Source organism: Peribacillus simplex, assembly GCF_001578185.1.
In the GTDB taxonomy this organism is placed as follows: Bacteria; Bacillota; Bacilli; order Bacillales; family DSM-1321; genus Peribacillus; species Peribacillus simplex_A.
The window spans coordinates 4,099,149-4,123,239 of sequence record NZ_CP011008.1 but is presented as its reverse complement, the minus strand read 5'-3'; the positions used below and the strand labels follow the sequence as shown (position 1 = coordinate 4,123,239).

The window sequence follows — 24,091 nt, the reverse complement described above, 5'->3', positions numbered from 1 at the left end:
ATTTTAGATAGGCAGAGCCAGTTTTTAAAGGAAGGTGTAAGTATTGCTCAGTCAATTAACGAATGACGATAGTATTCCTAACAATTTGCGTGCAGACTGTGAGTATTGTTTTGGTTTGTGCTGTGTAGCTTTGCCTTATGCAAAATCTGCTGATTTTGCCTTTGATAAAGATGGAGGTACACCATGTTCAAACCTGCAATCAGATTATCGTTGCGGCATTCATGAAAATCTCAGAGCAAAAGGATTTAGGGGCTGCACGGTATATGAATGCTTTGGTGCCGGTCAAAAGGTATCCCAAATCACTTATGATGGAAACGATTGGAGAGACAACCCAGCGTCAGCAAAGGAAATGTTTGATGTATTTCCTATTATGCAACAACTTCATGAAATGCTTTGCTACTTAAATGAAGCACTGAATTTAGAAGATGCGAAACCACTTCATCGGGATTTGCAGGGTGCTTTTGAAGACATGGAATATCATACTAAGCAAAGTCCAAAGTTTCTATTGGAACTAAATGTACCAGCCCATAGAGCGACCGTTAATGATTTACTTCTGCGCACAAGTGAACTGGTACGTGCAAAGTTTTCAATTAAGAAAAATCAAAAAAAACAGTACAAAATAGGCAGGGGCAGCGACCTTATCGGTGCAAAGTTAAGAGGTGCTGATCTTAGGGGAGCGAACTTAAGAGGAGCTTTGTTTATTGCATCTGACCTCAGGGAAGCTGACATGAGAGTGACTGACCTTATCGGCGCCGACTTTAGGGACGCTGATTTAAGCGGTGCAGATCTCACCGGAAGTTTCTTTATCACACAAGCACAAGTTAACTCGGCCAAAGGCGATATGCATACAAAATTACCGCCTTCTTTAAGCATTCCCGATCATTGGAGAAAAAAAGTGTAGCTAAGATCGGAGCTAACTTTCATGCAGAGCAAATGCTTCATTCACGAGTAAAATGCGAAAATTCACGAGTAAAATGCGAAAATTCACGAGTAAATGGCTCAAATTCACGAGTAAAAGCGTCAAATTCACGAGTAAAAGGCCGAAACTCACGAGTAAAGGCCAATTCATGAGTGAAAGCGTCAAACTCACGAGTGAAAGCATCAAACTCACGAGTGAAAGCGTCAAACTCACGAGTAAAAGCGTCAAATTCATGAGTAAATGGCTCAAACTCACGAGTAAATGGCCAATTCATGAGTGAAAGCGTCAAATTCACGAGTAAAAGCGTCAAATTCATGAGTAAAGCCTAACTCACGAGTAAAATGCGAAAATTCACGAGTAAAAGCGTCAAATTCCCGAGTAAAAGGCTCAAACTCACGAGTAAAAGGCTCAAACTCACGAGTAAAAGGCCAAAACTCACGAGTAAAAGGCCAAAACTCACGAGTAAAAGGCCAAAACTCACGAGTAAAAGCGTCAAATTCATGAGTAAAAGGACGAAATTCACGAGTAAAAGGCCCAAATTCACGAGTGAAAGCGTCAAATTCACGAGTAAAAGGCTCAAACTCACGAGTGAAAGGCCAAAACTCACGAGTAAAAGCGTCAAATTCATGAGTAAAGCCCAACTCACGAGTAAAAGGCCAAAATTCCCGAGTAAAAGGCTCAAACTCACGAGTAAAAGGCTCAAACTCACGAGTAAAAGGCCAAAACTCACGAGTAAAAGGCCGAAACTCACGAGTAAAAGGCCAATTCATGAGTGAAAGCGTCAAATTCACGAGTGAAAGGCTCAAACTCACGAGTAAAGGCCAATTCATGAGTGAAAGCGTCAAACTCACGAGTGAAAGCGTCAAATTAACGAGTGAAAGCATCAAACTCACGAGTGAAAGCGTCAAATTCACGAGTAAAAGGCCAAAACTCACGAGTAAAAGCGTCAAATTCATGAGTAAAAGGACGAAATTCACGAGTAAAAGGCCCAAATTCACGAGTGAAAGCGTCAAATTCACGAGTAAATTCCTCAAACTCACGAGTAAAGCCCAACTCACGAGTAAAAGGCCAAAACTCACGAGTAAAAGCGTCAAATTCACGAGTAAAAGGCCCAAATTCATGAGTAAAGCCCAAACTCACGAGTGAAAGCGTCAAACTCACGAGTAAAAAGGGAATTTTAAAGTGTGAACTCTGACTATCATGCGATTCTTCATTAGGAAGGATCGTCTTTTCAAGTTATGTAGAAAATTTTCATTTTTCTATTTGACTCTCACGTTGCGTAATACCTTACAGTAAATGATATCGAAAGGAGGTAGGAAGCAGTGGCAATGAAAGTGAAAGAACTAGCCGGTTTAGTTGGCATTAGTGTGCGGACACTGCATTATTATGATGAGATCGGGTTATTATCGCCAGAGGAGACAACCGATTCCGGTTATCGCCTTTATTCGAATGAAAATCTTGAGATGTTGCAGCAAATCCTGTTTTTCAGGGAACTCGACATGCCTTTAAAGGAAATTAAACAAATGATAAGCAGCACTTCGTTTGATAAACAAGAAGCGTTAAGGCAGCATCAAAAAATGTTACTGGAGAAACGCAGTCAACTCGATAAATTAATTAACACGGTCGATAAATCGATTAAGCATATGAAAGGGGAAATTCAAATGACGGATAAAGAAAAATTTGAAGGGTTTGACTTCAGTCAGAATCCATATGAAGAAGAAGCCCGAGAGCGTTGGGGGGATAAAGCTGTCGATGAGTCGAAGGCTAAAGTGGCGGGTATGTCCAAAGATGCACAGAAAATTGTATCGGATATTTATATAAAACTTGCGTCAATCCGAAATGCCTCGCCCGAGTCGGAGGAGGCACAAAAAGCAATTAAAGAATGGTATGACTGTTTGAACAATAACTTCGGAACATACTCGCCGGAAGCTTTCAAAGGATTAGGACAAATGTACGTGGATGATCAACGCTTCACCAAAAATATCGACCAATATGGGGATGGTTTAGCAAAATTCATGTGTGATGCGATGGGGCACTTTGCTGACGCTAACAAAAATTAAATCTCAAGACTAAGAAATTTCAAGATGGAAGGTTGCTGCGGCAACCTTCTAATTTTGAGTCAGGCAATATCCAACCCCTATGGCCTGTACCCATATGAAAAACTGAATATGAAAATGAATAGTAAAAAAAGGGCCAATGATGGAATGAAACTAACGATCACCCATCCCTTCGCTTCCTTACTTTTCACACTTGTGAACCATTTAAAATAGATGAACAGGAGTATTATTAAAAAGGACCATAAATAATAACCAGTCATAGTGTCAACCCACGCTGAATTTTTATCCCAGTAAGCGTCAGGTACAGGAGTGATATTCTCATACTGTTTATCAATTTTATTTTTAGTGGCAATGAAGAGATAGGAAATGGCAGAGTAATAAACGGCAATGGCGGCTTTTACCCACCAGGGTAAGAATCGATTGGAAATGACTATTAAAAAGATGATGGCCAGAAAAATGAATAATTCGATATATAGCTCCAAAATAAAAACACCTCCATTTTATATAGTATAATGATTATGTAAAAATTCCCATTATATTATTGTAGGCTGTGTTGTCCGCCTGCTTATAGCGAGGTGCTGGTTAAAATGGAACTTTGGAAAATGAGTCAAAAGGTATCGGAGCTAAGCGATGTGATTCCTTTTTATTTTTTTAGTCTAGTCTCCTCCTGTCTATCGCTTTCCACGGTGTTGGTTATTTTTAGCGGGGGTTCCTGGGGGGTGCTTGGTATTATCGTGTTTTCTATTTATGTGGTTATTCCTTATTTATTATTTGCTGTTCCGGTACAGGTCCTTTTCAATAAACATCCTAAAAAATTCAGTTTACTTTATTTTTGCCTTTATATTTTTTTCTCTTTGCTGGCTGTATTCATTTATAGTTCGGTGCTTAATTTTGACATCAGTATGGAAGTTTTAACTGCAAAGAATTACTATGCAATAAGCCTTTCTGCGGCACTGATTTTTTGGTTTTGGGACTCAGTCTTTTTACAAAAAAAGAGGTCTGCATCATAAAAGGGACCAAAGAGGAAATGGTCCCTTTCCGATATTATTTCTTTAGCATGTTCACGATTTCTTTAGCTTTTTCTAATTGGACTCCTTCAATGATACTGTTATTTTTTCGAACAGCGGTACCGAAATGATAGTGACCGGTATGCAATTCGGAATGGATCGATAGGATATTATCCTTATTTAAGCCGCTTCCCACCAATATCGCTATGTCGCCGCAGACTCTTTTCATTTGTTGAATGGTTTGCATGCGGCTGGGCAAATCCCCATGTCCACCGGAAGTCAATATCGTTGTGATTCCTGGATATTGTCCTAGCACTTCAGCTGAAAGGACTGGGTCGTTTGTGTCATCGATGGCTCGGTGGAATGTAATCTCCAAACCTTCACATACCGTCAATAGTTCTTCGAGGTATGGACGATTGATTTCATTTTTTTCATTTAATGTACCCAATACGACCCCGTTCGCTCCCAGTGATCGAATGATTTGGATATCTTTTTTCATGATTTCCAAATCATTTAGAGTATAACAAAACGATTGGCTATGAGGCCTGACCATAACGTTGACTGGTATCTTTACCGAATTGACGACAGCTTCTACCAGGGCGTGGCTGGGAGTTAATCCTCCCTCGGCTAAAGCACTGACAAGCTCGATTCGGTCTGCGCCCGATTTCTCGATTAAAAGGGCATCTTCTATGGTTGTGGCAATGAATTCAATATACATTGGATTTTTCCTTTCCTGCATGCAAGTGTTATAAGAATAGTATGTATATGATTATTAAATCCATTAAGAATGGTAAAGTCAATCCATTAATAGATACAATGTCCTCCCTAGCTTTCCTCAATTGAAATTTCTTTATATCTCATATTATGAAACGAAATGAGCATTCAAACGTATAAAAAAAAGAATATATTCAATGGTATATTTGAAAGTGGAATGTTTGGCGGGGGAATTAAATGAAAATCATCATGATGGAGGTTATTTAATTGGATAAAGAAAGTAAGGAAATAAAGAAATCGAAGTTTTACAAAGTGGGGATGGGATTCCTGATCATTTCCCTTCTCACTTGGATCATTCCTGTAATAGCTCCTTTTACGCCTTTTTCGACTGGCGTTAAAGCGGGAGTCATAACAGGTGCAATCGTCTTTGCGGAAGTCATGTTTTGGGCGGGCGCGCTTTTGGTTGGGAAAGAGGTGGCTGCTAAATATAAAGGTTATTTAAACCCTAAAAATTGGAAAAAAGAAAAAGGGTGAAGGGTTTTTTATAAAAAGGCTAGGAGTGAAGCTCCATGGAAACCGAGTTGTTGAAAGTATTCGATTCCGATCACATTCAAATCGGCGTGGCTCCGCGTGAGGAAGTACATAGATTGGGGCATTGGCATGAGGTTTTCCATTGCTGGTTTGCAAGTTCGGAAGCAGGAGTGGATTACATATATCTTCAGCGTCGTTGTGCGATGAAAAAAGATTATCCGAATCTATTGGATATAACGGCTGCGGGTCATTTACTGGCTCATGAATCGGTATACGACGGAGTCAGGGAGATTAAAGAAGAAATAGGCATTGACGTTTCCTTTGACGAATTGGTTCCATTAGGGATTATTGAATACCATCAAACGAAAGAAGATTTCATCGACAAGGAACTTGCAAACGTCTTTCTATATGAAAGTGCACATTGCTTCGATGACTTCACCCTGCAGCCAGAAGAGGTTTCCGGGATGGTGAAGGTAGTCCTGAATGACTTCGAAGAGCTTTGGACCGAAGCGAAGGACAAAGTGAATATTAAGGGATTCGAAATGAATCAAGAAGGCCGTAGGATTATGATCGATCGATTTGTTGGACGAGATGAGTTCGTGCCGCATGATCTATCCTATTATGAAAGCATCATTAGATTGATCAGGGAAAACCTCGCTAAATGAAAATAAAGCCCCGACAAAATGATTCGAGTTTTGTTGGGGCTTTTCTCTATTTTAAAAAACATTAAGTACATCGACCTGTGTCTTTTCCCCGTTCAACTATAGCCTATTGGCTCGTTTTGTCTCAACGCGACATTCATCTGTCCTTAGTTGTTCCCGGATTTGTCGTGAATTGTTCATAGGCATAATGATTTTGTCCTGTGGTGATTCAGTTGATAAAGCGAGACATATCAGACGTATAAATGATGGCAGGGTTCAAGTTAAAGGAGGTTTTCTGTAAATTTTCATGAACTAGGGAATTTATCACTTGTAAGGATATTACAAAATTGTAAGATGAATAGTGTATAAATTTTGTTAGGGGGATGAGTGAAATAATGAAAAAAATGGTTTTAAGTATTTCATTTTTTGTAGCTTTTTTAGTCCTTTTTGGCTCCCTTGATTTTTTTGCCAGCAAAGCATCAGCAGAAACACATACCTATGATGGAAAAAGTCCTTACTATAATAGTTGTGCAAATAGCGCAGTCACGAAGAAGTCAGTGAAAATTTATGCCAACGGTGCTTCTGCCAATTTGGAGTTGAAATTCAGCACAACTTGCAAAACGGCTTGGGCAAAGATCACTTTAAGCAGACCGGCTAAAGCAGATGGGGAGGCAACGGCATTGGTTGTCCGAAATACTGATAATAAACAATTTAGCTGTGCATCTCCTGGAGGAAATGGTGAAATAAATAAAGGTCAAACGACATGCTATACACCTATGGTATATGATTTAGATCCTCGAAAAGCTCAAGCAGTTGCATACTGGCCATATACGGCAGGCGAAACTGGCTGGTATTAATGAAAAAGGAAAGCCTTCATCTATTTTTACGCAAAGGAAGGATGAATGAATTGAATAAAAAGCTTAAAATGATAGGTTTATCCATGGTGATGACCTTGTCGATGTTTCTTGTCGACTTTGGATTTGGAAAAAATCAGGCCCTGGCCGAAACACATACTTATGATGGCAAAAGCCCTAACTATGATAGTTGTGCAAGTTCGGCGGTAACGAAGGATAAAAAATGGATCGATTCTAATTCGTACGTAGAATTGAAATTCAGCACTGTCTGTAAAACCGCCTGGGCAAAAGTGACCGTAACACGCCCCGCCGTATACAACCATGAAGCGGATGCCAGGATCGTCCGAAATACTGATGGTAAGGCCTATACATGCGCCAGTTCCGGGGGCAATGGTGTTGTGAATATCGGGCAGACCTCTTGCTATACACCAATGGTATATGATTTGGACCCGCGCAAAGCACAGGGCCAAGGGATACATGCGATTCCTAATAGTGATGCATATAAAAAAGCGGTGACCATCTGGTACTAAGAAACAAAGGCGCAAAAAAAGCATCCGCATGATCGGATGCTTTTTTTGGCGGTCCGATTGAACTCACGCCTTATTCATTCATCACCGCTTTTTTTGTGCTTCCAATTCAAGTAGAAATTGTTTCATCTCCGTACCCCCTCGGTAACCGGTAATGGACCCGTTTTTCCCGATTACCCGATGACACGGCACCGTGATCAGAACAGGATTGGCACCAATGGCCGTTCCGACCGCCCGAACAGCGGAAGGTCTTTTGATGACTTGGGCAATGTCGGAATAGGAACAGGTTTTGCCATAGGGTATTTGATTCAGCGCTGCCCAAATTTCTTGTTGAAAGGGCGTACCTTTTACATCTGCTGGAAGAGAGAAAGTCTGCCTGGTTCCTTCGAAATATTCTAGGAGTTCTTGTAGATAGGGTGTTAACTCTTCTTCATTTTCAACAAGGCTCGCCATTGGAAAGCGTTTTTGTAGCCAAGCCTTCAGTTCTTCATACGATTGACCAGGAGAGCCTACATAGCAAAGTCCTTTTTCCGTCTTGGCAATATATAATTGCCACTTATCATAATGCAGTATGGCCCATTCAATGGTTTGTTCTTTAACATTCTTCATCTTGTTCACGCTCCTTCGCTTGAGTCTTGAGATAAGCTTTCCGATATCCTGAAGGGGTATTCCCCATTATCCTTTTGAATAGCGTTAGGAAATAGGGTGTGCTTGAGAACCCGACAGCCAAGCCTATTTCAGTTATTGGCTGTTCGGAGTTTTCAAGGAGGCTCATTGCTTTTTCAAGGCGAAGCCGTTGAATGTATTCAGTGGGCGATATCCCCTTCACACGCTTGAATGATCGTTGTAAATGATAGGGGCTGCCGTGGGAAATATCCGCCAATCTGTTCAATGTGAGGGGTTCTTTGTAATGTGTGTCGATCCATTCGGCTATTTGGTCAACCCATTCTTCTGTCGGCAAATTCAGTCCTTCCGGTTTACATCGTTTACAAGGGCGGAAATCTTCTTCCAAAGCCATCATGGCATTTTTGAAAATCTTCACGTTTTCCTTATTAGGCACCCTGGATTTACAGGAAGGCCTGCAAAAAATGCCTGTCGTTTTTACCCCATATAAAAAATGATCATCATATGCTGCATCACAATCAATAATGGCTTTCCAATATTCATTCGGGAAATCTGCTTTTTTCGGATTCAACACATTCACCTCTTCTTTTAGTATACAAGAAAGGGCTGATATACAAACATTTTGATAATATAAAAGCAAGATAACGTAATTACTCAATTAGTGGAGAAGACTATTGGTCTGTTAAAAAAAAGGGAGTTGAATGAAAAAGAAAAGAGCAAGATAACGTATCCATTTTTCATTACAATAAAGCTAAAGGAGGGGCAGAATGAAAGAGACATTATCAATGGACGAAGGCATGACTGAATTGAGAATACGTGCACCAAAAGAGTTTAGTTTTTCGGAAAACCTTAAATACTTATCAAGATCCTCCAATGAATGTCTGTTCGAAATTGTTGATCAAAAAATTTATCGTGCACTTGTTGTCGAAAACGAGACACTTTTAGTAGAAATCAGTGCGATGAATGAAACGGAGCTGACCGTTCGGTTTCCTGGACGAACAGCACCGATGGATAATCAGGTAAAGGATGCTGTTTCCCAATATATTCGTCACTGGTTCGATCTTGAGACGAATCTGCTTCCTTTTTATGAGCTGGCCCAAAATGACCCTTTATTGCAAAAGCCGGTAAGCCAATTCTTCGGTTTAAGAAATATAGGCATCCCTGATTTATTTGAAGCGATTGCCTGGGGAATACTTGGACAGCAGATTAACTTGACTTATGCCTATACCTTGAAACGGAGGCTTGTAGAGGGGTTTGGTGATTTTGTTGAATTCGAAGGAAAGCAATATTGGCTGTTTCCAAAGCCTGATGTAATCGCGAAATTGACGGTCGGAGATTTTGCCGATTTGAGGATGACGGTGAAGAAGTGTGAATATTTAATAGGTGTTGCGCAACTGATTGCAGAAGGGGAACTTACAAAAGAAAAGCTGTTGAATGCAAAGGATGTAAAGGAGGCTGAAAAGATGCTGACCAAAATACGGGGTATCGGTCCGTGGACAGCGAACTATGTCTTGATGCGCTGTTTGCGTTTTCCCGCAGCCTTTCCCATCGATGACGTCGGGCTGCATAATTCCATGAAACTGGTCATGGAAACGGAAGCAAAACCAACGAAAGCGGAAATCCTGAAACTATCGGAATCATGGGCCGATTGGGAATCCTATGCCACCTTCTATTTATGGAGATTGCTATATTGAATTAGTATATATTTCAACAACGGAGATAAACCTGCAGGTTCCGTCGATATATTCCAATTTTCGGAGATAAACCTGCAGGTTCCGTCGATATATTTCAATTTTCGGAGATAAACCTGTAGATTTCGTCGATATATCTCTAAATTCAGAGATAAACCTCGCCTCAATTTCCAGGGCCACCGCCGGGTTCGGAAGCACCAACGGCTCCCCCACCGAGCTTTATCCCCAAACAACAATCGGCTTCAACATTTGCTGTAGATCAGGGACCATTTCGTTTTGTGCGAGTTTCTGGTATTATCTCATTTTTGTCGGTCCGCGATCTGTTGCAGGCTTCAGATGGAACGGCAGGTTCTGGACGGTTTTTGGCATTGATACCAGACAAATCAATTCTTTTACCTGTTTTTGAAAATGCTCAAAGGAGATGTTTCCTTTGAGCATTTTAGGAGGATGATCATGGAACTCATTTCGCTTTTTACTTAATCCTTTCATTAAATGTGATGAAATAAACGCCAACTACGGTTAGTAATCACAATGTTCAATATTTAATAGAAATGGTAAAATCATTATGCTCCTATAAAATTTAATGAATGAATATGAAAAAAGAGGATGCTGTTGAATATGAGGAAAAAAGTATCGCTGGAAACCAAGATTCTCGGGTTAGTCTTATCGTTGAGCCTGTTTTTGATTCTCTTATTGACGACTTCTTTTTCCTATATGGAAGGAAGGCAAATAGTGAAGGATAAAGGTCAATTGGCGTTGGAACTTTCAAAGACGATTAGCTTCATGCCTACAGTTACAGAGGCCTTTGAAACGGATGATCCCGCCGGCATAATCCAGCCGATTGCCGAAAAGATCCGTAGGGAAACAGGGGCTGAGTTCATCGTTGTCGGGAATAAAGAGGGCATTCGCTATTCCCATCCGCTGGTTTCCGAAATTGGGAAGCGGATGGAAGGCGGAGATAATAGCAGGGCCATTCGGGATGGTGAATATTATGTTTCCGAAGCGGCAGGATCACTTGGACTTTCCATCCGGGGGAAGTCACCGGTATTCAATAAGGATGGAAAAATAATTGGAATCGTCTCAGTAGGTTTTTTAGTGGAAGATGTCCGCGCCCAGATTTTCAAAGATTTGTCCAAAGAGATGATTGTATCTTTAGTGGCCATCATGATATCGATCATTGGCAGTTATATGCTTGCAAGGAGCATACGTAAAGATACATTGGGGCTGGAACCATTTGAAATCGCCAATTTATATAAAGAAAAAAATGCAGTACTTCAATCGGTGAAAGAAGGGATTCTGGCCATTGACCATAAAGGGTTGATTACATCGATGAATCAGCCGGCGAAAAAATTGCTGGATATTAAAGAGTCCGTACGCCATTTGAACGTGGATGGCCTATTTCCTTCGAAATATTTATTCGAGGTGTTGAAGTCCGGTGAACCGCAAGTGGATAAGGAGATTTCATGGAAAGATAAATCCGTTATTGTGAATTGTACGCCAATCTTTGATTGTGAACGGGTAAGTGGTGTGGTCGCTTCGTTCCGTGATCGAACGGAAATTGAGGAAATGGTCAACACATTATCGGAAGTGAAGATGCATTCAGAGGATTTAAGGGCTCAAACCCATGAGTTTACCAATAAACTATATGTTTTATCTGGATTGATACAATTAGGGGAATATGATGAAGCGATAGATATGATTCAAAGCGAAACCTCCGAATTGCATTCCCTGAACCGTGTCGTGTTCGAACAGATCAAGGATACAAAGGTACAAGCCCTGTTGCTCGGTAAGATAGGGAAAGCATCGGAAAAAAAGATAATCTTTGAAATAGACCCACAAAGTTACCTAGAGAAACTTCCGGATCATATAAAATTGTCACAACTAACATTGATTCTGGGGAACATTATCGATAATGCACTTGAAGCGGTTTCAGGAATGGAGGAGCCACTTGTGAAATTTTTCGCCACCGATATCGGAAATGATATGGTATTTGAAGTGAGTGATAACGGAAAAGGAATACCGGAGGATGCTATCGCCCATATTTTCGATCGGGGTTTCACATCGAAAAATAATGGAAGTCCAAGTGGGTATGGTCTTTCGAATGCTGATCGTGTCGTAAAAGAGCTGGGCGGCATCATCGAAGTTCAAAGCGAGGGTGAAAACACCATATTCACCGTGTATCTTCCTAAAGAACAGTGAGGAGGGAAAGAATGCTGAAGATAAGAGCAGTCATCGCAGAAGATGATTTTCGAGTAGCGGATATCCATGAAAAATTCTTGAAAAACTTTGATGAAATAGAAGTGGTCGGAAAAGCTGTCAATGCAAAAAAGACGCTTCGGATTTTGGAGCAAAAAAGCCCTGATTTGCTTTTGCTTGATGTATATATGCCAGATCAGCTTGGAACAGACCTTCTTCCGGATATAAGGCGGAAATTCCCGAATGTGGATATCATCATGATTACCGCGGCAACGGATAAAGAACAACTTGAAAAGTCGCTTCACTACGGAGTAGAGAATTATTTAATAAAACCAGTTGAAATGAAGCGTTTCAACCAAGTAATCGAAGAGTATCTTAAGAAAGCCCATCTGATGAAATCCAAACAAGAAATAGACCAGGATTTTGTTGATCTCATTTTGAAAAAGGGAACTGCCGCTTCGGAAACGAACCATGGGCCCGCTTTACCGAAAGGGGTCGACGAAATCACTTTGACGAAAGTGATCGAGGTACTTGAAGCAAGCGATATCGGTTTGTCGGCTGAGCAAGTGAGCGGACAGATCGGCGCTTCCAGGACAACCGCGAGGCGCTATCTGGAATACTTGATATCAGTAAAGAAATGTAAAGCGGAAGTCGTATACGGGGTAGTGGGAAGACCTGAGCGAAGATATTATAAAATTCAATAGAATTAAGTGAGAGACACCTTCAAGATTGAAGGTGTCTTTTTTTAGGCTGTTTTCACATACTTTGTTGCTATTTACCAGGTAGTGAGTTGTGGTTGATTTCCCCTCCAGATGCTCGCTTTCCTTGGTGCGGGCGGTTTGCCTCCTCGGCGTAAACGCCTGTGGGGTCTCACCTGTCCCGCTGCTCCCGCAGGAGTCTAGCACTTCCGCTCCAATCAACCTTAAATAGTTTCGTTTTAAAAACAAAAATCTTTACGAAAAGAGCCTTTTTTTATGATGCATCGTTTGAAAGATTATGAAAAAAGCAATATATGTCAAAAAAACGATATGTTAATCTGTTATCCTTTTCTTAAGGAGGTTCGGAAATGAGATATAGCCCCATCATCCAAAAAACGATTGAATATATAGAGAATAGCTTACAAGACGAATTATCCTTGGAGAACATCGCACGGTTCGCAGGTTTTTCGAAGTTTCATTATCATCGTATTTTTCACAAGGAGGTTGGCGTGACCGTATCGGAATATATTCGATATCGAAGAATTGCCAATGCAGCTAACATGCTGCTTTATACCGATGAAAAAATAATCGATATTGCTTTATATTACCGCTTTGAAACACAGGAATCCTTTACTCGTTCATTCAAGAAATATTATGACCTGCCGCCAGGGCAATATCGGAAACTCGTAAGTAAACTAACCTTGCAAAAGGAGGAAATGACGATGAAAAACGAACAATTATTAAAAGGCTGGAATTTAAGCGGGAGTCATCCATTCAATTATCAAATGGGAATTGACCGGGAGACATTCCATAAAGGCCAGGCATCAGGATTCCTGAAATCCGTCACTGCCGAATCCAAGGAGGAATTTGCTACGATGATGCAGCAATTCAAGGCGGAAAATTACCTTGGTAAAAGAATGAAACTGTCGGGTTTTTTAAAATCAAAAGGTGTTGATGGATTTTGTGGTTTATGGATGAGGGTGGATAATGCGCTCCAGGATGTTTTGCAATTCGACAATATGGGGAATCGGCCCATCGTCAACGATACGGAATGGAACCATTATTATATTGTCCTGGATGTGCCCGAAAACAGTGCCATCATTTCATTCGGGGTCCTTCTTTCAGGGCGCGGCCAAGTATGGATCGATGAACTGGAATTCGAGGAAGTCAGTATCGATACACCAACGACCAATATAGATTACGGCTGTGACCTTTTGGACGGACCGGAAAATTTATCATTTGAAGAATAAATGCGCGGATCATTTGCTTGAATATTCGCTTATTTCCTTAAAGAACGCGCCATTCAACCCGGTGAGTGGCGTTCGGTTCCTCCTCGAAAAATCGCTTCCGTGAACACAATGAACACAATTGATAAAATAGTTTTAAAACACAATAAATTGAAAACGCTTACAGATGAAGCGTTTTCATATACAATTTATCTTATTAGAAGATGAGGAGTGATGGATATGCTCGCTTTATTAGGATACCTGATGATAGTAGTGTTTATGATTTTAATTATGACAGGGCGACTTTCAGCCATGATAGCTTTGATTGCAGTACCAAGTGCCTTCGCACTTATTGGCGGGTTTGGCGGTAAAATGGGTGAGATGGCGTTGGAAGGGATCAAAGGTGTAGCTCCAACTGGGATCATGATTTTATTTGCGATTCTTTTCTTTGGCATTTTGATCGATGCTGGAGTTTTTGATCCAATCATCAATACGATCCTTAGGCTTGTAAAAGGAGATCCAGTCAAAATTGCCATCGGCACAGCCGTCCTGGCCTTGCTCATTTCCTTGGATGGAGATGGTACGACAACATATATGATAACGATTTCTGCCATGCTTCCGCTATATAAACGGATTGGAATGAGACCGCTTGTATTGGCCGGTATTGCCGTTTCGTCATCTGGTGTAATGAATCTTCTTCCTTGGGGAGGCCCTACAGCACGGGTGATGACCGCTTTGAAACTTGAAATGTCCGATGTTTTCACCCCTGTCATTCCTGCGATGATTGGCGGAGTCCTATTCGTCCTTTTCATGGCATATTGCCTGGGTAAAAAAGAAAGAAAGAGAATTGGGATCATAGAGGTCGATTATCATGCTGTTGCACAGCATGCCGCAGCAACGGAAGATGCTTATATTAAGCGTCCAAAATTGATTATATTCAATTACGCATTGACTCTTACCTTGCTGGTGGCGCTGATAATGGAACTTATGCCTTCAGCGGTTCTGTTCATGATAGGTTTTGCCATTGCCATTACGGTTAATTATCCGAAACTCAGTGATCAAAAAGAACGTGTGGCAAACTATGCGGACAATGCTTTATCTGTCGTTTCGATGATTTTTGCGGCAGGTGTCTTTACTGGGATCCTTGCAGGTACGGAAATGGTGGATGCCATGGCAAACTCTTTGATTCAGCACATTCCAGATCAAATGGGTGCACATTTTGCCGTCATTACGGCCATCATCTCAGCACCTTTCACGTTCTTCATGTCTAATGACGCATTTTATTATGGAGTACTCCCATTACTTGCCAAAGCGGGAGCTGCTTATGGAATTGACCCTGCTTTGATTGGTAGAGCTTCACTTTTAGGATTGCCTGTCCATCTATTAAGCCCGCTTGTTCCATCTACTTATCTATTGATTGGAATGGTAGGGGAAGATTTCGGGGCATTGCAGCGCACTTTCCTGAAATGGGCATGCGGATCGACGCTTGTCATGATAGTGGTAGCAGTCCTATTGGGAATCATCCCACTATAAGAAAGATCATATCCCAATTTTGAAAAGAGTCCCCTTCGTAAAGATGCGAATGGGACTCTTTTATTCATTTTCCGATAAACATCATAAGCTGAATAAATCTGGAAAACTGAGATACATTATGTTTGTCTTCCCTTTCGCGACAAAGTTAGCTTTTTGTTTTATTGAATGCGGAAGGTACGTACCTTAAGATTAATGAAACAATATTAATATGAAGGGAAGAGAGCAAAATGGCTCACTTTAATATAAAGGTTGCCGTTCAAAAATTCGGTAACTTTCTAAGTTCAATGGTCATGCCGAATATATCAGCTTTCATAGCATGGGGGTTAATCACTGCCCTATTCATACCATCTGGTTTCCTGCCAAATGAAAGCCTTGCCAAAATGGTTACACCAATGGTTACGTTTTTACTGCCGCTTTTAATTGGTTATACAGGTGGTAAGCTAATCCATGACCATAGAGGTGGCGTAGTTGGTGCCATTGCGACAATGGGTGTCATCGTTGGTTCTGACATCCCGATGTTCCTTGGTGCAATGATAATGGGACCGTTCGGCGGTTATGCCATCAAGAAATTCGATCAACTGATTGAAGGGAAAATAAAAGCCGGCTTTGAAATGCTTGTAAATAATTTCTCGGCGGGGATACTTGGGGGCTTATTATCCATTCTATCCTTCTTGGCCATCGGGCCTGCTGTAGACGTATTTACAGGATGGCTTGTAGCAGGAGTCGATTGGCTTGTCGGTACAGGTTTACTGCCTTTGACAAGTATCCTGATCGAGCCTGCCAAGGTATTGTTCTTGAACAATGCCATTAATCATGGTGTACTATCACCAATCGGTGTAGAGCAAGTAAAACAAACAGGGTCTTCCATCTTGTTCCTCCTGGAATCTAATCCTGGTCCAGGTATTGGCGTACTGCTTGCCTATTGCTTTTTTGGAAAAGGTACTGCGAAGAAATCGGCGCCGGGAGCTGCCATCATTCATTTCTTCGGCGGGATCCATGAAATTTATTTCCCTTATATCCTAATGAAACCGATGTTATTCTTAGCGGTCATTCTTGGAGGCATGAGTGGGGTTTTCACTTTGGTGCTTTTAGGCGGAGGATTGTTCGCTCCAGCTTCTCCAGGAAGCATACTTGCCATTACAGCAGTAACTCCGCATAATGCGGGCGCATATATTGCTAACTTTGCAGGCGTGATCGTAGCCGCCCTTGTTTCATTCATCGTCGGTGCATTCGTCTTGAAAACAGGAAAGCAATCTGAAGAGAATATTGAAGATGCCGCGAAAAAAATGCAAGAAATGAAAGGCAAGAAAAGCTCTGTTGCTGATGTATTCGCTTCAGATCCAGGAACGATGCCGACAAACGTCAGCAAAATAATATTTGCCTGTGATGCTGGGATGGGATCAAGTGCGATGGGAGCTTCGCTGCTTCGTAAGAAGGTGAAGGAAGCCGGATTGAATATCACCGTGACCAATACAGCGATCTCGAACATTCCTGCTGATGCACAAATCGTCATAACACAGGAAGAGTTAACTCCAAGGGCACAGAATAAAGTGCCGAATGCTTATCATGTATCCGTCGATAATTTCCTATCGAGCCCTGAATACGATTCATTGCTTGCACGTCTTCAGGATGACGGCCTTGACGAGCTGCATGAAATCGTCGAAGATGCTGAAGAGAAGGTTCCCGGTGTTCGTGAACATTCAATTGAACCTGGCATCAACGAAGATGAACAGGATGATAATGAATTGCTTCGCGAAGAAAACGTCTTCCTTAATCAACAATTCGCCAATAAGGAAGAAGCGATCCGCTTTGCGGGAAGAGCTTTGGTCAATGCAGGGTACGTTAAGGAAAGCTATATTGAAGCAATGATTGCCCGTGATGAATTGACTTCAACCTATATGGGGAATGATGTAGCCATTCCGCACGGAACCGAGGAAGCGAAGAAAGATGTCCTTAAATCTGGATTTACCGTTCTACAAATTCCTGATGGTGTTGACTTTGACGGCCAAAAGGCACGATTGATATTCGGCATTGCCGGCAAGGACGGAACACATCTTGAAATTCTATCTGGCATTGCGGTTACCTGCTCTGAGATGGAGAATATCGAAAAGATGGTTAAAGCCACATCAGCCAGGGAATTGATGGATATTATAGATGTCGGAAATAATTAAATAAACTTAACCAAGAATAGAAAAGCGTTTTACGCTTTTCTATTCAGTATTTTCTCGTGTTACTCCACCAGAAATGAGTTGGTAGCATGTATATTACTTCAAGGGAAAAATCAATCATAGAATTGATCATAAAAACTTCCGGGAAACATACGGCCATTTCCATTGCGACACAACTGAATGTGAGTGTCCGGACTGTTCAACGTGATCTGAAGTCCATAGAAAAAATCCTGCAATCATTTGAGTTGCATTTAACACGCAATACGCATGAGGGACTGACCATAGACGGGAAGAATGAACAAGTCTTTCGGCTTGTACAGCATCTGATGGGAAATCATCCAATCGATCAAACGCCAAAAGAAAGAAAGTTGCATCTCCTGTTAGCTTTACTGCAGGAAGAATCATATAAAACTCAAGTTCTTGCGGGGGATCTCGGTATAAGCATTACGACTCTTACAACATATTTGGACGAACTGACTGAATGGTTAAAGAATTTTAATATCGTGATTACGAGAAAAAGGGGAGTCGGAATAGAGCTTGCCGGCACTGAAGAAAATAAACGGAAAGCCCAAGCAGCCTATTTTTTGCACTTTTTTAATGAAGAGCTGATTGAAAGTTTATTTTTGTTGCAAGAAGGAAAATTCCCAGAAGCGAAAATCCTCGACTATTTCGATCCCGAATATCTTCTGGCTATCGATGGGGTGCTGTTTTCCACTTTTAACAGTGTCCATTCTCGTTTGGCGGATAGCGGGTATATAGGGTTAATAGTACATATTTATGTAACCCTGCAAAGGAATGAAAGCCAATTTTTTTTGGAGAAGGACTTCAAGAAAATAAGGGAACTTTCCGATGAGAATAATCTCATGAATAAAATAGGCAAGGAACTCAGCACCATGCTGGAAGTCTCTTTTACCATCGATGATATAAGCTACCTGGCAGCCATCCTTAAAGGTTCCAAGCTTCATGCGGCTGATGCCGTTCCATATGACAGTGTGGTATTAGGCCAGCTGATAAGGAACCTGATAAAAGATGTTTCGGCACAACTGCAAATCGATTTGACCAAGGATTTCCCATTGTATCAAGGGCTCCTTGCCCATATGGAACCGTCACTTTTCCGGATCAAACAGGAAATGGGATTGTACAACCCCTTAACCGAAGATATTAAACGAAAGTATCCGGTTCTCTTTTTGGCAGTGAAGACAAGTCTGGAAAAAGGATTCAAAGAAATAAAAGAATTTCCTGAAGATGAAATAGCCTTCATCGTCCTGCATTTCGGATCTGCATTAGTGCTGCGGGAGGAAGAAATATCAATAAGGGCACTCATCGTTTGCCCGACAGGTATCGGTACGTCGAAGATGCTTGCAAGCCGGATCAAAAAAGAAATCATCGAAATCGAGACTGTAGAAATCAAGACGATCAAAGACATCCAGCAGCAAGGCAGCCTGAAAAACTATGATGTGATCATTTCTACCGTTCGTCTTCCATATATTGATATGGATTATATCCTCGTATCCCCTCTTTTGAGTGAAGATAATATATTGAACATCAGGAATTATTTAAGGAAGAATATCGAAAACTTCACGAAGAATAAGCGTTATGGCAGTCATTCAGCCCATAGCCTGCCCAAAAAAGAGGATGGCGAATTGAAAGAAGTGCTGCAGGAATTGAAAGATGCCCAGCAGAGCATCGAGTCAATCATGGATAATTTCCGGTTTTATCGGCTGCCGCATCTAAAAGGACATCCAGAAATCATCGAAGAAATGGTCAGGATGGCTGAAAATGAATCACTGCTAATGGGTGCGGATGATGTAATCGAATCCTTGAACGAACGGGAAAAAAAAGGTGGTTTAGGCATTCCTGGCACTGGAATGGGCCTTTTCCATACGAGACACAAGAATGTGAAAGAACTGATATTCCAGGTGGCCCACCTGGAGGAATATCGTCTGGTCAAAGGTATGGATGGAAATGACGTCCATATGAAAAATTTACTGCTGATGCTGGCACCTGAAGAATTGAGTGTGAAGCAACAGGAAATCGTCAGCTTAATAAGCTCAAGCTTAATTGAAAGCAATGAATCCATCATGATTTTTTCATCTTCGGACGAAGAAATGATTAACAGAAGGCTGGAAGCCGTATTTTTGGACTATTTATATACTAACTTGATAAAGGGATGATTGTAATGAAACAAGCAGTACATTTCGGTGCAGGAAATATTGGAAGAGGATTTATCGGAGCACTCTTTTCACAATCTGGATATCATGTGACTTTTGTGGACATAGCCGATCAAATCATCGATCAGTTAAATGATAAAAAGCAATATCAAGTCAAACTGGCTACTGATCAACAAGAATCCGTAACAGTAGAAAATGTTTCGGGATTAAACAGCTTAAAGCAGGAAGAGGAAATCATAAAGGCAATTTCCGAAGCAACCTACCTTACCACTGCTATCGGTCCCAATATTTTGCCTCATATCGCTCCCTTAATTGCAAAAGGGTTAGCCTCAAGGGTGAAGGAAACCGATGAAAAATTATATGTGATCGCTTGTGAAAACCAAATATCGGCAACAGACCTTTTAGAAGGGTACATTCTAGAAAACTTGGATCAAGATACAAAAGAAAAACTAGCCGATAAAGTATACTTCTTTAACTCAGCAGTCGATCGCATCGTTCCTATCCAAAATAACGAAGGATCACTCGATGTTTTGGTGGAACCTTATTATGAATGGGTCGTTGAAACGAATGAAAGCGTTCCTGCCGTGGAAGGGATGACCATTGTAAAAGAACTCGCTCCATTCATTGAGAGAAAACTGTTCACCGTTAATACAGGACATGCCGTTATTGCTTACCTCGGCTATCTCAAAAATAAAAAATCGACGATTGACCAATCATTGGAAGACACAGGCATTGTAGAGCAAGTCAAGAAAACCCTAGGGGAAACGGGTGCTTATTTAATAAAGCAATACGGTTTGGACGCAGATGAGCATCAACAGTATATCGAAAAAATCATTAATCGATTTAAAAACTCCTACCTGAATGACTCGGTGAATAGAGTCGGCCGTTCACCGCTGCGTAAGCTCGGGCCAAACGACCGTCTCGTGCGCCCTGCCGTAGAAGCTAAAAAAGCCGGACTTTCCTATACTAATCTGGCAAAGGCGATAGCCGCCGCTTTACTCTTTGATTTTAACGAAGATGAAGAAGCCCTTAAACTGCAAACGATGATCAAAGAACACGGTATAGCTACCACACTTAAAGAAGTTAGCGGATTGGACGAAAATAGCGAAATAACCAAAGAAGTTATCAATCACTACAACGACTTGAAAAAATAAAAATAGAACTCCTGAAATAAACTTTCAGGAGTTTTTTTTATCGAAAAAGTCGATGACTTATCATCATGTAAAGCGGTAGTACCTTGAAAGCTGAAGGTACGGGCCGTTTAACAATAATGAAAAAAACCTTGTAAAGTAATTATTACGTTTTATAATGAAGGGCAGTCAAGAAAAAGAGTTGTTTTTCTAAAGTGTAAATAGTAATCATTTTGATTTGTTTAGCGAAAGGGGCTTTATATATTGAAAATATGAGGAATTGCTTGAATTAGTGCAATAAATCGAGATTTTGATGCATTTACTTAAGAGTTTGGTGCTATTTCACGAGATTTAAAGCTGATACCCACGGGTTTGGAGCAAATACTCGTGAGTTTGGAGCAAATACTCGTGAGTTTGGAGCAAATACTCGTGAGTTTGGAGCAAATACTCGTGAATGGAGCAAATACTCGTGAATGGAGTAAATACTCGTGAGTTGGAGCAAATACTCGTGAGTTTGGAGCAAATACTCGTGAGTTTGGAGCAAATACTCGTGAGTTTGGAGCAAATACTCGTGAGTTTGGAGCAAATACTCGTGAGTTTGGAGCAAATACTCGTGAATTTGGAGTAAATACTCGTGAATGGAGTAAATACTCGTGAATGGAGTAAATACTCGTGAATTTGGAGCAAATACTCGTGAGTTTGGATTGAACTGATTTCGATGTTTGAATAAAGAGGCTGTAACCACTTTTGATTTTTAAATCATAATTATTTCGATTTAAAAGGAGGTAAGGAGGAAGTAAGGTGGACCATGGATCATATTTGGCCTTTGCCATTCCTCTGACCATATCGACGATAACGACGCCATTAATAGTGCGGCGGACATCGCCGTTGTGGGTCAGTTACCAAACCCTGCTTATTTGGGCGGCATGGCTACAGGTACCTGATATAGATGAACAAGCCCATTCACTTGGCCGGCACATAGTCCAAGAACTGGATAAAGAAGGGGATTCAGACTATATCTTGAATGATGGCGCCCTTCATGACTACACGGGGTTCGATCTTGTATGGATTGCCAGCCTCGTTCCTAATAAAGAAGAAATACTGGAATGAATATATCAGACAAACCGTGACGCAACCGTCGCAATACGGTCGGTGGACGGCATCCATCAATTATTATATGAGCCCGTTGATGCGACAAAATTCAGTAAGGTGGCATGTGAGGAAGTCGGGAGAACCATTGCGGATACTTTCACCATCAATTCAAACATGTATTACACATTTAAACAGTGACATCATTGGAACGAGTTGCTTTCTGCAATTCGTTTTTTTATAAGGGAAAAGAAATTCCGATAAACTTACTTGACGATATTAACTTATTAAAATATAATTACTTACATAAAGTAACAAACAAAAAAGGAGAGAATTTATATATGAATAGAAATGAAGCAGGTCAAGTTTTTTTACGGGTGATCTTAGGTCTTACTTTTTTCATTCACGGCGTTTCAAAGTTTCAAGGGGGCATAGGAAACACGGCGGGATTTTTTGATAGCCTTGGTATTCCTGGGTTCATGGCATACATCGTTGCAAGTATCGAATTGATTGGAGGACTTGCGGTTATACTGGGTTTGGGAACACGAATCGTTTCCGTGCTGTTTGTGGTCATTATGACGGGGGCGATTTTCACGGCTAAATTACCTGCTGGTTTTCTTGGAAACGGGCAAGCGGCGGGCTACGAACTGGACTTGGCATTACTAGCCATGTCTGTATATCTAGTGTGTGCAAACCGAACTGTTCTTTCTTTGGATAACATGATTTTCAATAAAAAAGGGAAGTGACGATATGGAGAATTTTCATCAAAAACCAGTAACTTTTGTTGGCGAAGTCAGTATTAATGTTTTGGATTTGAAAAATGCCATCACTTTTTATCAAGATATCATCGGTCTTCAAGTATTGAAGAAAACAGAAAGGCAAGCTGTTTTAACGACAGACGGAAAAACCCCGTTGCTTACTCTTGAGCAGCCTGCTGATGTGATTCCGAAAGAAGGGCGGACGACGGGTTTATATCACTTTGCCCTTTTACTGCCGACCCGTGCAGACTTATCGATTTTTTTACGCCATTTACTTCAAACGAAATATCCATTTGGAGCGGCGGATCATGAAGTGAGTGAAGCGCTGTACATTACCGATCCGGACGGCAATGGCATCGAAGTATACTCTGACCGGCCATCCACCGATTGGAGATGGGCTGATGGGGAGGTTGCGATGGGCACGGATCCGTTGGATGGAAATGACCTTCTGGAAAAAAGTAGTGGCGAGTGGAGTGCACTGCCTGCAAGTACATTAATGGGACATATTCACCTGCATGTATCAGATTTACGTAAAACGGAGGAGTTTTACATGCAAGGTCTTGGGTTTACCGTCGTGAATAGATATGGAGGAGCGCTCTTCACTTCCACCGGGGGATATCATCACCACATCGGGTTGAACACATGGAATGGCGTTGGCGCCCCTGCTCCAAAGGAAAATAGTGTGGGGCTGAACTGGTATACCCTCGTTTTTGCAGATGAAGATGCGAGAAACAAAGTAAGGGAGCAACTTAAAGAAATCGGGGCTGTCGTCACGGAAAAAGAAGAGTTTTTCAGTGTAACAGATCCATCAGGCAATGAGATTCATTTAGTCGTCTGAATTTAAAGCAGAAAGCAAGGGTGAGGATAATGGGATTCTTAAGTAGATTATTTGGAAATAAAGAAACCGCGGCAGGGGAGAATGGACAAATGACAAAAGTATTATTCGTTAAAGTGAATGATCGTCCAGCAGATCAGGCAATCAGCTCGAAAATGTATGACACATTTTTAGAAACATATAAAGAGACACACCGTACAGATGAAGTGACCGAGTTGGATTTATTTAAAGAAGAACTCCCTTACTATGGGAATACAGCCATTACTGGTTTGTATAAACGCAACCAGGGTCTTGAACTGACAGCCGAAGAGGAAAAAGCGGCAAATCTGGTTGACCAATATTTAAATCAATTCCTAGCCATGGATAAAGTGGTATTCGCTTTCCCTCTATGGAACGCAACCGTTCCTGCACCGCTGATCACATACCTTTCCTATTTGGCACAAGCAGGTAAAATGTTCAATTATACGGCGGAGGGACCAGTTGGGTATGCTGGCGATAAAAAGGTCATGCTATTGAATGCCCGCGGTTCGGATTATGCATTGGAAGGAATGGCTTCTGCTGAAATGGCAGTGAATTTAGTTAAAAATATCATTAGCCTGTGGGGAATCAACAATCCGGAGGCAGTGGTCATTGAAGGACATAATCAGTATCCGGATCGGACTCAAAAAATCATCGCGGATGGTTTGGAAAACGTTGCAAAAGCGGCTGAAACATTCTGATTG

Annotated in this window: 27 protein-coding genes and 2 pseudogenes; 22 read left to right on the top strand and 7 right to left on the bottom strand. The window is 41.3% G+C overall.

The annotated features are described in order from the left end of the window. Positions 1-43 precede the first annotated feature (43 nt). On the top strand, positions 44-901 hold the full coding sequence (locus tag UP17_RS19260; protein ID WP_061464548.1) for a pentapeptide repeat-containing protein: 858 nt from the start codon (positions 44-46) through the stop codon (positions 899-901). Between the two features lie 37 nt (positions 902-938). Here the strand turns inward: UP17_RS19260 and UP17_RS27860 are convergent, their stop codons facing one another. Genes UP17_RS27860 through UP17_RS27855 form a run of 3 tightly spaced genes read right to left on the bottom strand, consistent with a single transcriptional unit; the run spans position 939 to position 2,053 of the window. Further along, positions 939-1,193: a hypothetical protein gene (locus UP17_RS27860; protein WP_155727388.1), complete on the bottom strand. Its 255-nt coding sequence runs from the start codon at positions 1,191-1,193 to the stop codon at positions 939-941. Beyond that, complete coding sequence (locus UP17_RS19255; RefSeq protein ID WP_155727386.1) at positions 1,171-1,803, bottom strand: hypothetical protein; 633 nt, start codon at positions 1,801-1,803, stop codon at positions 1,171-1,173. The genes UP17_RS27860 and UP17_RS19255 overlap by 23 nt, the downstream gene beginning before the upstream one ends. Then, a complete protein-coding gene (locus UP17_RS27855; protein WP_208857028.1) occupies positions 1,787-2,053 on the bottom strand; it encodes a hypothetical protein in 267 nt (88 codons plus the stop codon). The genes UP17_RS19255 and UP17_RS27855 overlap by 17 nt, the downstream gene beginning before the upstream one ends. A 188-nt stretch (positions 2,054-2,241) precedes the next feature. Here UP17_RS27855 and UP17_RS19245 point away from each other — a divergent pair, with 188 nt between their 5' ends. Beyond that, positions 2,242-2,979, top strand: a complete 738-nt coding sequence (locus tag UP17_RS19245; protein WP_061464545.1) for a MerR family transcriptional regulator — start codon at positions 2,242-2,244, stop codon at positions 2,977-2,979. A gap of 77 nt (positions 2,980-3,056) precedes the next feature. On the opposite strand, the gene UP17_RS19240 is transcribed toward UP17_RS19245, so the two are convergent. Further along, a complete protein-coding gene (locus UP17_RS19240; RefSeq protein ID WP_061464544.1) occupies positions 3,057-3,458 on the bottom strand; it encodes a hypothetical protein in 402 nt (133 codons plus the stop codon). Positions 3,459-3,563: 105 nt separating this feature from the next. Here UP17_RS19240 and UP17_RS19235 point away from each other — a divergent pair, with 105 nt between their 5' ends. Then, the gene (locus tag UP17_RS19235) at positions 3,564-3,986 is read left to right on the top strand and encodes a UPF0715 family protein (RefSeq protein WP_061464543.1); all 423 of its coding nucleotides are present in this window, start codon (positions 3,564-3,566) and stop codon (positions 3,984-3,986) included. A gap of 34 nt (positions 3,987-4,020) precedes the next feature. Here the strand turns inward: UP17_RS19235 and UP17_RS19230 are convergent, their stop codons facing one another. Next, complete coding sequence (locus UP17_RS19230) at positions 4,021-4,701, bottom strand: copper homeostasis protein CutC (RefSeq protein ID WP_061464542.1); 681 nt, start codon at positions 4,699-4,701, stop codon at positions 4,021-4,023. A gap of 263 nt (positions 4,702-4,964) precedes the next feature. Here UP17_RS19230 and UP17_RS19225 point away from each other — a divergent pair, with 263 nt between their 5' ends. From UP17_RS19225 to UP17_RS19210, 4 genes are all read left to right on the top strand, one after another. Continuing rightward, on the top strand, positions 4,965-5,231 hold the full coding sequence (locus UP17_RS19225) for a transporter suffix domain-containing protein (RefSeq protein WP_250211696.1): 267 nt from the start codon (positions 4,965-4,967) through the stop codon (positions 5,229-5,231). A gap of 35 nt (positions 5,232-5,266) precedes the next feature. After that, a complete protein-coding gene (locus tag UP17_RS19220; RefSeq protein WP_061464541.1) occupies positions 5,267-5,893 on the top strand; it encodes an NUDIX hydrolase in 627 nt (208 codons plus the stop codon). A gap of 371 nt (positions 5,894-6,264) precedes the next feature. Continuing rightward, positions 6,265-6,726 carry a DUF2690 domain-containing protein gene (locus UP17_RS19215; RefSeq protein WP_061464540.1) on the top strand — a complete coding sequence of 154 codons (462 nt, stop codon included), beginning with the start codon at positions 6,265-6,267 and terminating at the stop codon, positions 6,724-6,726. An 83-nt stretch (positions 6,727-6,809) separates the two neighbouring features. Further along, positions 6,810-7,253 (top strand): DUF2690 domain-containing protein, encoded by a 444-nt coding sequence (locus tag UP17_RS19210; RefSeq protein ID WP_208857075.1) that lies wholly within the window; start codon positions 6,810-6,812, stop codon positions 7,251-7,253. 81 nt (positions 7,254-7,334) lie between these two features. Here UP17_RS19210 and UP17_RS19205 read toward each other — a convergent pair whose 3' ends face one another. Then, on the bottom strand, positions 7,335-7,859 hold the full coding sequence (locus tag UP17_RS19205; protein WP_061464539.1) for a methylated-DNA--[protein]-cysteine S-methyltransferase: 525 nt from the start codon (positions 7,857-7,859) through the stop codon (positions 7,335-7,337). After that, complete coding sequence (locus tag UP17_RS19200; RefSeq protein WP_061464538.1) at positions 7,846-8,445, bottom strand: bifunctional transcriptional activator/DNA repair enzyme AdaA; 600 nt, start codon at positions 8,443-8,445, stop codon at positions 7,846-7,848. The genes UP17_RS19205 and UP17_RS19200 overlap by 14 nt, the downstream gene beginning before the upstream one ends. Positions 8,446-8,659: 214 nt before the next feature. Between UP17_RS19200 and UP17_RS19195 the strand changes: the two genes are divergently transcribed. The 15 genes and pseudogenes from UP17_RS19195 to UP17_RS19135 all read left to right on the top strand — a co-directional run bounded on the left by UP17_RS19195 (position 8,660) and on the right by UP17_RS19135 (position 24,088). Then, complete coding sequence (locus tag UP17_RS19195) at positions 8,660-9,568, top strand: DNA-3-methyladenine glycosylase family protein (RefSeq protein WP_061466173.1); 909 nt, start codon at positions 8,660-8,662, stop codon at positions 9,566-9,568. Positions 9,569-9,726: 158 nt separating this feature from the next. Continuing rightward, positions 9,727-9,971, top strand: a pseudogene (locus UP17_RS26905) (hypothetical protein); the annotation flags it as partial. 212 nt (positions 9,972-10,183) lie between these two features. Beyond that, positions 10,184-11,764: an ATP-binding protein gene (locus tag UP17_RS19185; RefSeq protein ID WP_061464536.1), complete on the top strand. Its 1,581-nt coding sequence runs from the start codon at positions 10,184-10,186 to the stop codon at positions 11,762-11,764. Between the two features lie 11 nt (positions 11,765-11,775). Beyond that, positions 11,776-12,465, top strand: coding sequence for a response regulator (locus UP17_RS19180; RefSeq protein ID WP_061464535.1), 690 nt, complete (start codon positions 11,776-11,778; stop codon positions 12,463-12,465). Between the two features lie 362 nt (positions 12,466-12,827). Next, positions 12,828-13,709, top strand: coding sequence for a helix-turn-helix transcriptional regulator (locus tag UP17_RS19175; protein ID WP_061464534.1), 882 nt, complete (start codon positions 12,828-12,830; stop codon positions 13,707-13,709). Positions 13,710-13,925: 216 nt separating this feature from the next. Continuing rightward, positions 13,926-15,218 carry a CitMHS family transporter gene (locus UP17_RS19170; protein ID WP_061464533.1) on the top strand — a complete coding sequence of 431 codons (1,293 nt, stop codon included), beginning with the start codon at positions 13,926-13,928 and terminating at the stop codon, positions 15,216-15,218. A 227-nt stretch (positions 15,219-15,445) separates the two neighbouring features. Continuing rightward, positions 15,446-17,389, top strand: a complete 1,944-nt coding sequence (locus tag UP17_RS19165) for a PTS mannitol transporter subunit IICBA (protein ID WP_061464532.1) — start codon at positions 15,446-15,448, stop codon at positions 17,387-17,389. A gap of 86 nt (positions 17,390-17,475) precedes the next feature. Beyond that, positions 17,476-19,560 carry a BglG family transcription antiterminator gene (locus tag UP17_RS19160; RefSeq protein WP_061464531.1) on the top strand — a complete coding sequence of 695 codons (2,085 nt, stop codon included), beginning with the start codon at positions 17,476-17,478 and terminating at the stop codon, positions 19,558-19,560. Positions 19,561-19,565: 5 nt separating this feature from the next. After that, positions 19,566-20,711 carry a mannitol-1-phosphate 5-dehydrogenase gene (locus UP17_RS19155; protein WP_061464530.1) on the top strand — a complete coding sequence of 382 codons (1,146 nt, stop codon included), beginning with the start codon at positions 19,566-19,568 and terminating at the stop codon, positions 20,709-20,711. Between the two features lie 445 nt (positions 20,712-21,156). Further along, the gene (locus UP17_RS27850; RefSeq protein ID WP_155727380.1) at positions 21,157-21,315 is read left to right on the top strand and encodes a hypothetical protein; all 159 of its coding nucleotides are present in this window, start codon (positions 21,157-21,159) and stop codon (positions 21,313-21,315) included. A gap of 173 nt (positions 21,316-21,488) precedes the next feature. Then, positions 21,489-21,628: pseudogene (locus UP17_RS27845) on the top strand (MATE family efflux transporter); the annotation flags it as partial. Then, a complete protein-coding gene (locus tag UP17_RS28375; RefSeq protein ID WP_167555998.1) occupies positions 21,576-21,797 on the top strand; it encodes a hypothetical protein in 222 nt (73 codons plus the stop codon). The pseudogene UP17_RS27845 and the gene UP17_RS28375, both read left to right, overlap by 53 nt. A gap of 320 nt (positions 21,798-22,117) precedes the next feature. Continuing rightward, positions 22,118-22,522: a DoxX family protein gene (locus tag UP17_RS19145; protein WP_061464528.1), complete on the top strand. Its 405-nt coding sequence runs from the start codon at positions 22,118-22,120 to the stop codon at positions 22,520-22,522. 4 nt (positions 22,523-22,526) lie between these two features. Next, positions 22,527-23,372 (top strand): VOC family protein, encoded by an 846-nt coding sequence (locus tag UP17_RS19140; protein ID WP_061464527.1) that lies wholly within the window; start codon positions 22,527-22,529, stop codon positions 23,370-23,372. 29 nt (positions 23,373-23,401) lie between these two features. Beyond that, complete coding sequence (locus UP17_RS19135; protein WP_061464526.1) at positions 23,402-24,088, top strand: FMN-dependent NADH-azoreductase; 687 nt, start codon at positions 23,402-23,404, stop codon at positions 24,086-24,088. Positions 24,089-24,091 lie beyond the last annotated feature (3 nt).

Bases quoted from the DNA above. Each gene is read 5' to 3' on its own strand.
- UP17_RS27860 (WP_155727388.1), bottom strand. From the start codon at position 1,193: ATGAATTGGCCATTTACTCGTGAGTTTGAGCCATTTACTCATGAATTT.
- UP17_RS19255 (WP_155727386.1), bottom strand. From the start codon at position 1,803: ATGCTTTCACTCGTTAATTTGACGCTTTCACTCGTGAGTTTGACGCTT.
- UP17_RS19235 (WP_061464543.1), top strand. From the start codon at position 3,564: ATGGAACTTTGGAAAATGAGTCAAAAGGTATCGGAGCTAAGCGATGTG.
- UP17_RS19230 (WP_061464542.1), bottom strand. From the start codon at position 4,701: ATGTATATTGAATTCATTGCCACAACCATAGAAGATGCCCTTTTAATC.
- UP17_RS19220 (WP_061464541.1), top strand. From the start codon at position 5,267: ATGGAAACCGAGTTGTTGAAAGTATTCGATTCCGATCACATTCAAATC.
- UP17_RS19215 (WP_061464540.1), top strand. From the start codon at position 6,265: ATGAAAAAAATGGTTTTAAGTATTTCATTTTTTGTAGCTTTTTTAGTC.
- UP17_RS19210 (WP_208857075.1), top strand. From the start codon at position 6,810: ATGGTGATGACCTTGTCGATGTTTCTTGTCGACTTTGGATTTGGAAAA.
- UP17_RS19205 (WP_061464539.1), bottom strand. From the start codon at position 7,859: ATGAAGAATGTTAAAGAACAAACCATTGAATGGGCCATACTGCATTAT.
- UP17_RS19195 (WP_061466173.1), top strand. From the start codon at position 8,660: ATGGACGAAGGCATGACTGAATTGAGAATACGTGCACCAAAAGAGTTT.
- UP17_RS19185 (WP_061464536.1), top strand. From the start codon at position 10,184: ATGAGGAAAAAAGTATCGCTGGAAACCAAGATTCTCGGGTTAGTCTTA.
- UP17_RS19180 (WP_061464535.1), top strand. From the start codon at position 11,776: ATGCTGAAGATAAGAGCAGTCATCGCAGAAGATGATTTTCGAGTAGCG.
- UP17_RS19175 (WP_061464534.1), top strand. From the start codon at position 12,828: ATGAGATATAGCCCCATCATCCAAAAAACGATTGAATATATAGAGAAT.
- UP17_RS19170 (WP_061464533.1), top strand. From the start codon at position 13,926: ATGCTCGCTTTATTAGGATACCTGATGATAGTAGTGTTTATGATTTTA.
- UP17_RS19165 (WP_061464532.1), top strand. From the start codon at position 15,446: ATGGCTCACTTTAATATAAAGGTTGCCGTTCAAAAATTCGGTAACTTT.
- UP17_RS19160 (WP_061464531.1), top strand. From the start codon at position 17,476: ATGTATATTACTTCAAGGGAAAAATCAATCATAGAATTGATCATAAAA.
- UP17_RS19155 (WP_061464530.1), top strand. From the start codon at position 19,566: ATGAAACAAGCAGTACATTTCGGTGCAGGAAATATTGGAAGAGGATTT.
- UP17_RS19145 (WP_061464528.1), top strand. From the start codon at position 22,118: ATGAATAGAAATGAAGCAGGTCAAGTTTTTTTACGGGTGATCTTAGGT.
- UP17_RS19140 (WP_061464527.1), top strand. From the start codon at position 22,527: ATGGAGAATTTTCATCAAAAACCAGTAACTTTTGTTGGCGAAGTCAGT.
- UP17_RS19135 (WP_061464526.1), top strand. From the start codon at position 23,402: ATGGGATTCTTAAGTAGATTATTTGGAAATAAAGAAACCGCGGCAGGG.